Annotated in this window: 10 protein-coding genes; 3 read left to right on the top strand and 7 right to left on the bottom strand. The window is 64.7% G+C overall.

The genetic code is table 11. The annotated features are described in order from the left end of the window. Nucleotides 1-30: 30 nt before the first annotated feature. The 5 genes from CH286_RS15150 to ilvA all read right to left on the bottom strand — a co-directional run bounded on the left by CH286_RS15150 (nucleotide 31) and on the right by ilvA (nucleotide 7,021). Complete coding sequence (locus CH286_RS15150) at nucleotides 31-837, bottom strand: endo alpha-1,4 polygalactosaminidase (protein ID WP_094609581.1); 807 nt, start codon at nucleotides 835-837, stop codon at nucleotides 31-33. Continuing rightward, entirely contained in the window at nucleotides 837-1,631 is a 795-nt protein-coding gene (locus tag CH286_RS15145; RefSeq protein ID WP_032380514.1) for an ABC transporter permease, read from the bottom strand. The genes CH286_RS15150 and CH286_RS15145 overlap by 1 nt, the downstream gene beginning before the upstream one ends. Continuing rightward, nucleotides 1,628-2,596 carry a daunorubicin resistance protein DrrA family ABC transporter ATP-binding protein gene (locus CH286_RS15140; RefSeq protein WP_032401986.1) on the bottom strand — a complete coding sequence of 323 codons (969 nt, stop codon included), beginning with the start codon at nucleotides 2,594-2,596 and terminating at the stop codon, nucleotides 1,628-1,630. Before CH286_RS15140 ends, CH286_RS15145 begins: the two co-directional genes overlap by 4 nt. Nucleotides 2,597-2,651: 55 nt before the next feature. Then, nucleotides 2,652-5,783 (bottom strand): arabinosyltransferase domain-containing protein, encoded by a 3,132-nt coding sequence (locus tag CH286_RS15135; protein WP_094609580.1) that lies wholly within the window; start codon nucleotides 5,781-5,783, stop codon nucleotides 2,652-2,654. Between the two features lie 74 nt (nucleotides 5,784-5,857). Next, a complete protein-coding gene (gene ilvA, locus CH286_RS15130; protein ID WP_217901706.1) occupies nucleotides 5,858-7,021 on the bottom strand; it encodes a threonine ammonia-lyase in 1,164 nt (387 codons plus the stop codon). 182 nt (nucleotides 7,022-7,203) lie between these two features. Between ilvA and CH286_RS15125 the strand changes: the two genes are divergently transcribed. From CH286_RS15125 to CH286_RS15115, 3 genes are read left to right on the top strand one after another with little or no spacing between them, the layout of a single operon-like run. Beyond that, complete coding sequence (locus CH286_RS15125; RefSeq protein WP_176458246.1) at nucleotides 7,204-8,145, top strand: DUF6286 domain-containing Asp23/Gls24 family envelope stress response protein; 942 nt, start codon at nucleotides 7,204-7,206, stop codon at nucleotides 8,143-8,145. Next, the gene (locus CH286_RS15120; protein WP_094609577.1) at nucleotides 8,142-8,693 is read left to right on the top strand and encodes a hypothetical protein; all 552 of its coding nucleotides are present in this window, start codon (nucleotides 8,142-8,144) and stop codon (nucleotides 8,691-8,693) included. The genes CH286_RS15125 and CH286_RS15120 overlap by 4 nt, the downstream gene beginning before the upstream one ends. 24 nt (nucleotides 8,694-8,717) lie before the next feature. Then, on the top strand, nucleotides 8,718-9,107 hold the full coding sequence (locus tag CH286_RS15115) for a hypothetical protein (protein WP_141215847.1): 390 nt from the start codon (nucleotides 8,718-8,720) through the stop codon (nucleotides 9,105-9,107). Between the two features lie 148 nt (nucleotides 9,108-9,255). Here CH286_RS15115 and CH286_RS15110 read toward each other — a convergent pair whose 3' ends face one another. Continuing rightward, on the bottom strand, nucleotides 9,256-11,781 hold the full coding sequence (locus CH286_RS15110) for a polynucleotide kinase-phosphatase (protein WP_094609575.1): 2,526 nt from the start codon (nucleotides 11,779-11,781) through the stop codon (nucleotides 9,256-9,258). Continuing rightward, nucleotides 11,778-13,088, bottom strand: a complete 1,311-nt coding sequence (locus tag CH286_RS15105) for a 3' terminal RNA ribose 2'-O-methyltransferase Hen1 (protein WP_255182661.1) — start codon at nucleotides 13,086-13,088, stop codon at nucleotides 11,778-11,780. Before CH286_RS15105 ends, CH286_RS15110 begins: the two co-directional genes overlap by 4 nt. Nucleotides 13,089-13,344: the final 256 nt, after the last annotated feature.

The raw sequence follows: 13,344 nt of genomic DNA, 5'->3' as shown, positions 1-13,344 counted from the left end.
GGCGACCGGGGGTGCACTCGTCTGGGCGGTTCAACACTGTTCGTACACGTACGCCGGATCGGACGGGGACACCAGGCCTCGATCTCGCAGAATCGTGACGGCCGGCCGATCCTGTCGGGCACACAGCCGATCGAACGGCTCCGGGAGGTTGTCGGTGTACTCGATGTCGTACACCCGTGCTCCGTATGCCGAAGTGTACGAGCCACATTCGTCGTAGGCGAGACACTCCTCGGCGACGGCGAAATCGAATCCGACGTCGTCCCTCATCCGACCGGCTCCGTCCGGGGTGTTCTTCTGCGCGATCTCGATGCCCGACGCATGGGCACGGTCTGCGTACAGGCGCGCCAGTGCGAGTACCGAATCCTCGTCGATCGAATCCGGGAACCGAGTCCAGCTGTCGAGGTTGTCGATTTCGACGGCGTCGAATCCCCGTGCGGCGCAGCCTTCGATGACGGGCCCGATCACCGCGTCGATCGCCGCGCGCTTCTCGGGTGTACCCGGGTCGAGGATGTGCTCGTCGGGCCAGTCCGAATCGACCACAACCTCGCCGCCCGCATCGCGCAGCAATAGTTCCGGGTTCCACTCGGCTCCAGGCTGAGTCTGCAGGCCGTTGACATAGCAGATCGACACTGCGCCGGGCAGCGGCTCGGCGGTGGAATCGCGGACGACGGTGTCGAGACCGCCGGGCACGTCGTACGCCGCGCCGAGTTGGTAATCGAATCGCTCGGTCTGTACCGGCTCGGTCTGTATTCGGTCGGTCTGTGTCGGGTCGGAACTGCATCCCCCGATCGCTACCGCGGCGGCCAGCAGGCATGCTCCCGCCGCCGCGGTGCGCATCAGGCGGTCATCGTTTTCTGGTACTTGCGTACCGACAACGGCACGAACACCACGAGCATCACCACAACCCAGATCAAGGTGTAGAGCACTGGATTCTGCAGTGGCCACACCTCCGGCGGCGGTGCCATCGGATTGGTGTTGCCGAATTGCTCACGAACCGCCAACGTCACCGAGGAGATCGGGTTCCATTCCGCGATCGTCTTGAGCACGCTCGGAAAGTTGTCGATCGGGACGAAGGTGTTGGCGATGAACGTCAACGGGAAGATCACGATGAACGACGCGTTGTTGAAGATCTCCGGGGAGCGCACGATCAACCCCACCAGAGCCATCACCCACGAGATCGAGTACGCGAACAACAGCAGCAGCACGTACCCCAACAGGGCGTCGAAGAACGACGACGTGATGCGCCAGCCGACGATGAGCCCGGTGATCGACATGATCGTGATGGTGACGATGTTGTTGCCGACGTCGGCTGCCGTGCGTCCGATGACCACGGCCGATCGCGCCATGGGCAACGACCGGAACCGGTCCATCACGCCCTTCTGCAGATCCTCGGCCAACGAGGATCCGGTGATCGACGCGCCGAAAATCATGGTCTGGACGAAGATGCCGCCCATCAGGAAGCTCTTGTAGTCGATTCCGGGCACGTCGATCGCACTGCCGAAGACGTACGCGAACAACAGCACGAACATGATCGGCGACAGCGTCGCGAAGAACAGCAGATCGGGAACTCGCTTGAGCTTGATCAGGTTTCGCTTGGTGATGATCGCCGAATCCAGGAGAACGTTGCTCATTTCTCTTCCTCCGCAGCCTCGGGCTCGCCGGTGGTCTGACCGGTCAGAGACAGGAACACATCGTCGAGGTTCGGCCGTCGCAGACCGACGTCGACGACCCCGATCCCCGCTGCTTCGAGATAGCTCAACGCCGAGGACAGATCCTTGGATCCACCGTTGACCGGCATGACGATGCGGCCCACCTGCTCGTCCAGGGTGGGCGGCTCGACGCCGAGCGGTGTCAGGATCTCCTTGGCACGATCGGCCTGAGATCGGTCGGTGAGCACGAATTCAACTCGTTCACCGCCGGTTTGGGCCTTGAGCTCGTCCGCTGTGCCGCGGGCGATGATCTTGCCCTTGTTCAGGACGATGATCGAATCGGCCAGCCGATCGGCTTCTTCGAGGTACTGCGTGGTCAGCAGAATTGTCGTTCCGTCGCGCACGAGGTCTGCGATGAACTCCCACATGGTGATTCGGCTGCGCGGATCGAGGCCGGTGGTGGGTTCGTCGAGGAACACCACGCGTGGTCGTCCGATCAGACTGGCCGCGATGTCGAGTCGACGACGCATGCCGCCGGAGTACTGCTTGGCAGTGCGATCGCGCGCGTACTCGAGGTCGAATCGCTCGAGTAGCTCACCGGCTCGCTGTTTCGCTTCCGCCTTGCGCAGCCCGAAAAGTCGGCCGACCATCTCGAGATTCTCGTAGCCGGTCAGATACTCGTCCACGGCCGCGAACTGGCCGGTCAATCCGATCGTGCCCCGAACCTCGTTCGCCTGCTTCAGCACGTCGAGACCGAAGATCTTCGCCGAACCGGACGTCGCCTTCAGCAGCGTGGCGAGAATGCGGACAGCCGTCGTCTTGCCGGCACCGTTGGGGCCGAGCACACCCAGCACCGTGCCCTCGGGAACTGTGAAGTCGATCCCACCGAGCGCGACGTTCTTCCCGTACCGAAGTACCAGGTTCTCTACTTCTATAGCGTTCGCCATGGCCCTCTCCCCGTTTCTTTCACTGTCGGTATAAGGACTTCCGAACGCGTAGAGATTAACCGGTTTTGATCGGACCGGGCGTCCACAGGCCCGAACGCTGGACGTCGGTGGTGGTGATCTGCGCCGGCTCCGCCGTCTCGTCGTACGGCGTGTACCGCTCGATCGATCCCCAGTCACGGTCCCAGTCGCCGGACAGATACGACGGTATGGTCCGGGCCGAGGCCACGATGTCGATCCACCCGAGCGGCCCGCCACCGTAATGGTCCTGCCACGCATTGGTGATGACGGCACCGCTGCGGTCGGGGAGCACCCGGTACCCGGGCACCTCGGCGACGCCGAAGCGATGGTCGAACGGATGCTGGCACGGGAAGTTGAAGCCGACCTCCCAGTCCAGCAGCACGGGAGTCTCACGGCCGACGACGTCGTTCAGCGTCTGGGTGCGCGGTACTCGTGGCGGGGTGATCGCAAGCCATTGGTCGGGATCGCGATCGGTGTCGGAGAGCACAAGACGAATCGTGTTGGCACCAGCGGGAATCTGGCCCATCGGAACTCGCAGGTTGCGCCACGACGGCGTCGGGCCGATGTCGATCGGCGTCACTCGCCCCTGCGCGCGACCGTCGACTCCGTACTCCAGCTCGAGGCTCTGGCCGTACGTGACGATGCCGTCGGAGTTCACCGAGCGGATGCGTCCGGCAGCGGCGATGGAGATCAGGTCGCCCGGATCTGCGGGCAGCGCGTACCAGCCGGTGGTCAACGTGGCAGGGGTATCGGATCCGAACGAGCCGAGCACCGGAACGGTTGCCGGGTCCAAGCCGAACGGAAGTGCGCTGCCACCGGTTCCGGCTCCGGTGGTCGACGTCGGCTGCTGTTGGTCCTCGGTATCGACGGTGTTCGAGGTGCCCGACGCCGAGGCCTCCTTGTCCGCGGTGAGGTCGCCCGCAACCCCGTCGGGGGTGAACCCGTCGTTGTCGGCACCCAATGCGGCAAATGCGTCGCCGCTGACCGGTTGCAGCACATCGGCATTGGGATCGGTTTCGAGCAGTACGTCGTTGGCGAGACCGCACGTGTTCCCTGCCAGGGCCGAGAGATTCGATTTCGCGATCGAGTACGACGGCCACTGCGCCACAGCGCCCTTGGCCATCGATGCCACGGCGAGCAGCACCATCAACGCGGCCGCAACGGCGATAGGCGGCACCGACCACCAGCGCGCCAAGGGCTTGTCGGTGCGCACGTACGGCGCGCGGATATGGAACCATACGGCCGCGAGCAACAGCAGGAGCGTCAGTCCGAGGAACATCGTCGAGATGCCCAGGCCCGCGACGAGAATCGGCTTGTCCCAGAACGGAACTCCCCATGCCGAGACGTACCAGTAGCCGTTCGTTCCGGTGAACGCGACCGCCAGCAGGAACGAGACCGCTGCGGCGAACAACAGTCGATTGCGCCGCGAGCGCAGCACTGCCGCGCCGGTCGCCACGGCCGCCAAGACTGCAACCGAGGCGGCCAGACCGGCGAACACTCCGAAATGGTGTGTCCACTTGGTGGGGGTGATCATCATCAGCGCCATGGACCCGACGGTGATACCGACGATCCGACGGGCGGGACCGGTTGCGGTGCCGGGGATCTTGCCGCCCTTGCGCAGCATCGCGACGACTACCGTGATCAGCGAGACGATCATGACGAACACCCCGAACCGGCGCGCGAGCGAGCCGTCGATGTCCATGTTCATCAACCACTGGTAGCGCAGGTACTCGTCGAACCAGGCCTGACTCGGCCCGGCCACAGTGTGCACTCGTTGCATCTCGAGCATGCCCGCCACGGTCTGGTTGCCGAAGGCGAACACCAGTACAACCGTGCCCGACGCCACCAACGGGGCGAGCAGCGTCACCGCGCCGAGTGTGGTGCTGCCGAACTCGCGAGCGCGGGCCACGACGATCTGCAGCACCGGTCGAGCTCCGGCGATCAACGGCGCGAAGCAGATGAATCCGGACGGGGCACACGTGACCGTCAATGCCGCGATCAGAATTGCCGCGGCTGCGGGCAGCAATCTGCGGGTCGCGATGGATCGCTCCACCGAACACCATGTCAACAGCACACCGATCGCCACGAACGGTTCCGGTCGCAGGCCGTTGTTGTACGGCAACCAGAACGCGAGCAGCACCAGACCACCGGTCCACAGCGCCGTCTTCGAGGCACGAGCGGCGGCACCGAACCGCGGGATCACCTCGCGACTGATGACGAGCCACGCGACGACGGCGCAGATCAGCGTGGGCAACCGCATCCAGACACTGGCGGTCGAGACGTGCGACATGAGGCCGAACATGTCGTACAACGGTGTGCCGAACGGCGTCTCGGGCACACCGAAGTACCGGAAATAGTTGGCCATGTACCCGGCATGATCGGCCGTGCGGGCCATGCCGAGTTGATAGCCGTCGTCGGAGGTGTTCGCGCCGATGACGTGCCACACCAGCAGTGTTCCGATCACCACCGCGTCCACCAGACCGAACGTCCACCAGCGACGCGGTAGGAACCGTCGGGCGCGCCGGCCGTCGGACAGGTCGAGGCGGTGCAGCGCCACCAACGAGACGATGGTGGCGAGCACGCCGACGATCATCGCGAACCACTTCAGGATGCTCGGCGTGGACGAGAACCTGCTGTCCAGCTCGGCCTGCAGCTGCAGACCGGGAATGCTTCCCTGTAGATCGCTGAACACGCCGACCATCTGTGGCCGGACGTCGCCGTCGCGCGTCACGGTGTCTTCGCCGGTCAGTCCGACAGTGGTCGCAGTGCCGTTCGAGATGATCGTCAACGAGCAGTCGCCCGCAGTCGATGAGCTCAGTTCCGAGACCGGCTTCTCGAGGAGAACCGAATCGCGCAGCGTCACCTTCAGTTGCGACGCCTCACCGCCCGTTACTTCCGCGACAAGACCGTATCGATAGGCGTCGGGCGATCCCTTGGGTGAGGTGGACAGCAGTATCCCACCGCTGGGGAGCCTGCCCGCGGCGTCACACGGGACGTTGGCGTCGACGCTGATCGGCGTGTAGCCGACGAGCGGAGCTTCGACATTGCCGACAGTATCGCTCTGCGGCCAGGTCAACGACGACTGCTGCTGCTCTATCGGCAACAGCGGTATCGAGATCGTCAGCAGAATTCCCAGGACAGCGGAGACGATCGCGACGAGCCGAGCCATGCAAATATCTCCCACCGATGTCCTGGTCCAAGTCGCTGATCAAGGTACCAGTGCAACCTGTGTGGCCCGGGAGGTCAGTTCTCGACGTGCACCGCATATCCGGCCGCGCCCAGGGCGTCGAGCACCGAGCCTCGGTGATCGGGTCCGCGCGTCTCGACGGTCAACATCACGTCGACTTCCTCGAGGCCGAGCCGGCCACCCGTGCGGGAGTGGACGACGTCGACCACACTTGCGCCGGCGTCGCGCACCACCCCGAGCACGCCGGTGAGCCCGCCCGGTCGGTCCGAAATGGTCACGCGCACAGCGAGGTAGCGCCCACCCGCCCGGAGACCGTGGGTGATGACGTGGGTGAGCAGCAGCGGATCGATGTTCCCGCCGGAGAGGATGGCGCACACCGAGCCGGTCAAACCGAGCTCCTCGGCCGAGTGCGTCATCAGCGCCGCCACTGCCGCCGCACCCGCTGGTTCGACGATGAGTTTGGCGCGCTCGATGCACAGCACCAAAGCTCGCGACAGAGCGTCCTCGCTGACGGTGACAACGTCGTCCACCCAGCCCTGCACGTGATCGAACGGCACCGATCCGGGCAGGCCGATCGCGATGCCGTCGGCCATCGTAGACATCGATTCCAGCGCAATCGGGTGTCCCGCCTTCAGCGACGCGGGCCAGGCGGCAGCGCCTTCTGCCTGCACGCCGACGATTCTGATATCGGGCTTGGTCAGCTTGACCGCCGCGGCGACACCGGCCAGCAGTCCCCCGCCGCCGGTGGGGATCACGATGGTGCCGACGTCCGGCATCTGCTGCAGCAGTTCGGTACCGAGCGTCGCCTGCCCGGCGACGATGTCGAGATGGTCGAACGGATGGATGAGGGTGGCACCGGTACGTTCGGCGAATTCCCGAGCCGACTTCAACGCCTCGTCCACGGTGTTGCCCACCAGATGCACTGTCGCGCCATATGCCTTGGTGGCCACCAGCTTCGGCAGCGACACGCCTACCGGCATGAACACCGTCGAGGTGATCCCCACCTGCGACGCGGCCCACGCGACACCCTGAGCGTGGTTGCCTGCGCTGGCCGCGACCACCCCGTGGGCGCGTTGCTCGGCGTCGAGCCTGGCGATGCGGTTGTACGCCCCGCGTGGCTTGAACGATCCGGTGCGCTGCAAGTTCTCGCACTTGAGGCGCACCTCGTGGCCGGTCAGATCCGACAGAATCCGCGAGGCCACCACCGGGGTCCGGCGCATCACCGGTTCCAGCAGCTCCTCGGCCGAGGCGATATCCGACGCGGTCACCCGCACAATTTCCGACACAGTCGCAGTATGCCAGGAACAATTACTCCTATGACGGCATGCGACGTCGGTCGTCACTACAGTTGTGGAGCGCGAGCCGCACCAGAGCGAGCCGCGACCGGCGCAAAGGATTCTCGGTGACGACGCAGGCTGCATCCGACGAGGTCAGCGACGACCCCGGTTCGCGCGGCAGTGTGGAAATAAAGGATCGGGCCATCTCCCGGACCGCCATCGCTGCGGCCTTGAAAGACCCTCGAGTCACCCGCACCACCGGTGGCCTCTCGCGACTGACCGGGCGAGAGCTACCCCGCGCCGACGTCACCCTCGGCGCGGACACGATCGCCGTCAACCTCTACATCGGTGTCCGGTGGCCGTCGCAAATCACCGAGGTGACCCAGGCCGTACACGCAGCCGTCGAAGAAGCACTGGCGACGATGACGGGACTGCACGTGCATCGGGTGAACGTGTTGGTATCCGACACCACCCTCGACAGCGGTCCCGCACCTGAGGCGAATCCCGATGCTCGCCAGGCTGTTTCACCCCGTCCACCCACCGCCGGTCCGGCCGCGATGCCGGTGGCGCTGCTGTTCGGATTCATGCTGCTGGGCGTGGCCTTCGTTGCCGGCCGCGAATTCTTCATCGCGCACGGAAGCATCGGCGGAAGTCCGTGGATCGCCGACGCGACAGGCTGGGTCGCCCGATTGCACTGGCAAAGTTGGATGATCGCCGCCGCGATCGGTTCCGCAGTCGTCGGATTGTCACTCGTGTTCGTCGGAGTCAAACCGCGCACGAAAACTCATTCCGGCCTGGGCGACGGGGTACCGACCGTCTGGGCAACCCCCACCGATATCGCTCGGTTGTGCAGTGCTGCAGCACAGTCCACTCGCGGAGTCACGGACGCGCATACCGTCGTGACGCGGAAGAAGATCGAAGTGCGGGTGGAGCGCGATCCTGGTTTCGAGGCCGACAGTGTCGATACTGCCGTGCGCGATTCCCTCGCTCCGGTGCTGTCCGTCGCCGCGGGTGGACGCAGGCTGACGGTTCAGCATTCGGTAGCGCAGCCGAAGAGGGTCTCGTGAAGACATTTGTCGCCGGGGTGGATCGGCTTCTCGCCGTCGTCGCCGGGCTCGTGCTCGTGGCCGGTGGCGGCTTCGCCCTTGCCTGGCACTACGACGTTCCGTGGGCACGAGAGACGCTGTCTCGCTTCGACCGTGCGCGTATTGCGGAGCTGCCGCAGCAGGGTTGGTGGATGCCGACGCTGGCGATCGCCGTCGCAGTGACTGTCGTGGTGGCTCTGGTGTTGCTGATCGGCAACTTCTCTCCGCGTCGGACCGGAACGGCGGGCGTGATCGAGGAGCCGCACTTCTCGGCGCACGTGGACCTCAGTGCGAACGCTTCGGGCGTGGCCGCGGAGTTGGCAGAATTCCACGGTGTTCGACGAGCCAGAGGAACAGCGATCGATGATCGCGGAATGCCCACCATCGCTGTATCGGTCTATGCTGCAGCAGACTTCGATGTAGTTGCCTTCACCTCCCTGGCCGAATCACGAGCCGCATTCGTCGCCGAATCTCTTGCCGGTACCTACGTCGCTACCCGCATTCAGTTGCACGTCGACAAGCGTCGGTAACAGTCCCGGCGGTACGGTATGGCCATGGTTGCATCGACGCGCAGCAAGTTCGAGAGATGGTCCGGTGGAATGCCCCTCGCCGTACCTCTGGCATTCGGGGCGGTGCTGGTGATTGCCACCTTCGCGTCGAAACTCGGTGACAGTTCTCTCTACTTCTACGTTCCCCTGGTATTCGCGGCCACCGGAACGATGATCTGGCTCACAGGGCGCCGCGCCCCCGACCGAAGCAGCCTGTTGCACGCCGCTGTCGGATCGGCGCTGCTGATCGGATGCGGCATTGTGGTTGCGGTCTGCGGACTGGCAGGCGGTCTGCTGCTGGACTCAACCACCTTCTGGGCGTCGATCGGGACAACTGCTGCGATCGCGGCACCGATCAGTGCCGGAATCACTCCCTTCGCGTCGCCGAAGAACTAGCGCCTGCGCCCTCCCCCTCCCCCCTCCCCTTCGGTCCGGATCAATGCGCCTTTGTTGCACTCTGACCGACTGAAAGCCACATTGATCCAGGCAGGGGTGGGCGCAGCACTCGAGGTCAAGCGGACTGCCCGCCTTCGATGATCTTCATCTACAACCGCGGGTCCACCGGCTCCGATTCCAGTGCCAGTACTGCGAACACCGCCTGGTGGATGCGATACAGCGGTTCACCACGCACCGATCGGTCCAACGCCTCCATGCCGAGTGCGTATTCGCGCAAAGCCATCGACTGCTTGTGTCCCACGTTCCGGTTGCGCAGTGCAGTGAGTCGATCCGGGTCGGTGTAGTCGGCACCGTAGATCAGCCGCAGATACTCTCGGCCGCGAACCTTCATGCCGGGCTGCATCTTTCCGCGCGGACTGTTCTCGGCAGGTTTGACGACCATGCCCTCGCCGCCCTGCGCCGTCAACTCCTTCCACCATTTCTCTCCTGCCGCAACCGAATCGGCCGAAGACAGATCCACCTCGATCCGACGGGTCGCAGCGAACACCTCAGGAGCGGCCGTCACCATCCGGTCGGCGAGATCGAGGTGCCACTGGTGCGGACGTTCGGCATAGGTTCCGAGGTTCGACGCCAACACCTGGAACGGCGCAATCCGAACGCCACTCAACCCTTCGGTCGGCCAGATGTACCGCCGATAGGCAGCGGTGAACTCCATCAGATTGTCCTGACGAATTCTGTTGCGGTCTCGCAGTTCCTGCATGTCCAGACCACGCGACGCAGCCTGGGCAAGCACACCTGCTTCGGCCGCGAGAGTGGCCCGAGACTCCGCACCAACTGCGGCATACTCGGTCTTGATCAGCCCCTCCGCCTTCGCAGACCAGGGCATCAGCTCGCAGTCGAGAATCAGCCAGCGCGAATCCACTTCGTCCCACACCCCGGCTCTTTCGAGCGCGTCGGCCACTCCGGAGATCAGCTCTCCCGTCAGTGCTTCGTCGAAGACGGGACGACCGGTGCGGGTGTACGCGGTACCGAGCGCTCCCTCCGGTGCATCGAACTTGTCCCGTGCGGCCTCGGCATCGCGACACACCACAACGACGACCCGCGAGCCCATGTGCTTTTCCTCGCAGATCACCGCCGACGCACCGAGCGCCCGATACGCGTCGAACGCCTCCGTCGGATACTCGAGGTACCCGTCGCGCTCCGAGGTTCGACTCGGTGCCATCGTCGGCGGCAGATAGTGCAGCCACTGCGGAGCGAGCGCAAACCGACTCATCACCTCCAATGCCCCGGCAGCATTCTCGGGCCGAATCGATACGCGACCACGCAGCGACGTCTCGACACCCGTCGGGCCGATCACGTCCGACAGATCGAGCGACGCCGCATCTCGCACGAATGCACCCACCGGACGGGCCGGCTCGTACCAGACCTGTTCGGCCGGCACCGACACGATCTCGCGCTCCGGGTAGCGCAGCGACGTCAACTTGCCACCGAATACGCAACCGGTATCGAGACACGCAGTGTTGTTCTCCCACTCCACTTCCGGTACCGGAGTGTGCCCATAGAGCACCGTCGCCGAACCGCGATAGTCCTTGGCCCACGGATACCGAACCGGCAGGCCGAATTCGTCGGTCTCCCCGGTGGTGTCGCCGTACAGAGCAAAGCTCCGAACTCTGCCCGACGCCCGGTTGTGGTACTTCGCGATCAGACCGGCGTGCGCGACGACGAGCCTTCCGCCGTCGAGCACGAGGTGCGCGACGAGACCGTCGCAGAACTCGAGCACCTCTCGGCGGAACTCTGCCGGCTCGCCGTCGAGCTGTTCGAGAGTCTCGGCGAGACCGTGCGAGGCCGTCACTTTCCGACCTCGCAGTGCCTTGACGAGCTTGTTCTCGTGGTTACCCGGGACTGCCAGCGCCGCACCGGCACGGACCATCCCCATCACCAGCCGCAGTACTCCGACCGAGTCGGGCCCCCGATCGATGTAGTCACCGAGGAACACAGCTGTACGTCCGTCCGGCGGCGTTGCGCCGACCGCTCGACCGGCCTCGTCACGCTCCACCGTGTAACCCAATGCTGCGAGCAAGGTTTCGAGCTCGGCGAGACAGCCGTGGATATCGCCGATGACGTCGAACGGCCCGGTCAGCTCACGTCGATCACTACGCAGAGGCGTACGAACGAACGTCGCCGACGCCACCGCATCGACACCGTCGAGCACATGAACCGAACGAAACCCTTCCTTGCCCAATCCGCGCATGGACCGCTGCAACTGTGACTGCTGGCGGCGCAACACATCTCGGCCGAACGTCCTGTCGGTGCGTTCGGCGTTGCGCTGTGCGCACACAGCTTCCGGCACATCGAGCACAACGGCAACCGGCAGGACGTCGTGTTCTCGGGCCAGCGCGATCAACGCCTTGCGGGCTGCCGGTTGCACGTTGGTGGCGTCGACGACTGTGAGCAGGCCTGCCCGCAATCTGGTCGCGACCAGGAATTCGAGGAGGGCGAACGCGTCCTTGGTCGCACTCTGCAGATTGGGATCGTTGCTGACCATCCCACGGCAGGCATCACTCGACACGGCCTCGTACGGACCGAAGTGCTGCGCCGCGAACGACGACTTGCCGGAGCCGCTGATGCCGACGAGTACGACGAGGGACAGATCCGGAATGTCGAAAGTACTCACTGGGACTGCTCCTTTCGAGTGAAGACGGCCATCTGGGTCGGGGTGCCGTGCGTGTCGTCGACGGGGCCGATTCCCTCGACACGCACCTCATAGGCATGCTCATGTGCAACCAACGATCCCCACTGCTCGAACTCCGCGCGGGTGAACTCGAATCGGTGGTCGACATGACGGAAGGCACCCGCCTCGAGCCCGGGATACAGCACGTTGTATTCGGAGTTCGGTGTGGTCACGAGCACCGTCCGAGGACGGGCCTCGCGAAAGACCGAGCGCACCAACGCCGGGAGCCGATCGAGGTCGACGTGCTCGATCACCTCCATGAGCACCATCGCGTCGAAGCCCTGCAACCGCACGTCGCGGTAGGTCGCCGACGACCGGAGCAGTTCGATGCGTGTTCGCTGCCGATCCGCCATATCGTCCAGACGCAATCGGCGATGCGCCTTCGCAAGTGCCCGATCACTCACATCGGCACCGACAATGCGCTCGAAAGTACTGTCTGCGAGCAGTTCTCGCAGCAGACGACCCTCGCCGCAACCCAGGTCGATCACCGACTTCGCGCCGACGTCTGTCAGCGCCGCCAGTACGGTGCGTACCCGCTGCTCGGCCAACGTCGGATCCCGTGGGGTCGTGTCGTCCTGCGGCGCGTCGGGCACCAGTCGGTCCAGCGCGGAGGCCACGAGTTCGCGGCGGTGCGCCAGGTAGCGGGATGCGATCAACGACGATTCGGGATGATCTCCGAGCCAATCCCCCGCTGCTCGAACGAGTTTGTCTGCCTCGTCCTCGCCAACCCAGTAGTGCTTGGCGTCGTCGAGGACCGGAAGAAGTACGTACAGGTGCCGCAGCGCCGCCGACAGAGTGAACGTGCCGGTGAGAACGAGGTCGACGTATTCGGAGTTGCCCCATTCCGGCTGCGTCGGGTCGAGCGGAATGGGCGTCGCCTCCACGTTCCATCCCAGGGGACCGAACAACCGTGACGTGAGGTCGGTCGCACCACGAGACGGCGCGGCAGGCATCGACATGGTCAGATCGATTGCGACAGAGACCAATTCGGGCCTGGTGGCGCACACGCCGTTCAATGCCTGCTTAAACAACCGAGACAGTGCCACCGCAAGCCCCGATGCGGCAGGACTCTTGTCGTCGATAGCGTCGAGCAGTACTGCGAGGGTTGTCCGCTCTGCCGAGACCTCGGGATACAGCACCGTCGCGGCACCCATGGGCAGGTTTCGGCTCAGCACGCGATCGGGGTGCTTGTGCAACAGATACCCGATGTCGGAGGTGTCCGGGAAATCGGTTGTGGCATTTGCAGTCACGGTCAGTAGCACCGCAGCGACGTTACGGGAGTCGGGCGTCCGATGCGTCCCATTTTTCGGTTGCCTGCTTGGACCGCGTCAATGGACCACTGCACACGTCTGACCGCGACAAGGGTTCATTCACCCACTGTGGGAGGCCACCTCGGACCGCGTGAATGAACCACTGCATACGTCTGAGCGGTGCAAGGGTCCATTGACGCGGGCGGCGGAGCCGCACGCACGCAAAAGCGGCACCCACCAGAAGGTGGGTGCCGCT

The organism is Rhodococcus sp. WWJCD1 (assembly GCF_002258735.1).
GTDB lineage: Bacteria > Actinomycetota > Actinomycetes > Mycobacteriales > Mycobacteriaceae > Rhodococcoides.
The sequence above is the reverse complement of the archived record's forward strand: the minus strand, read 5'-3'. Positions and strand labels throughout refer to the sequence as shown.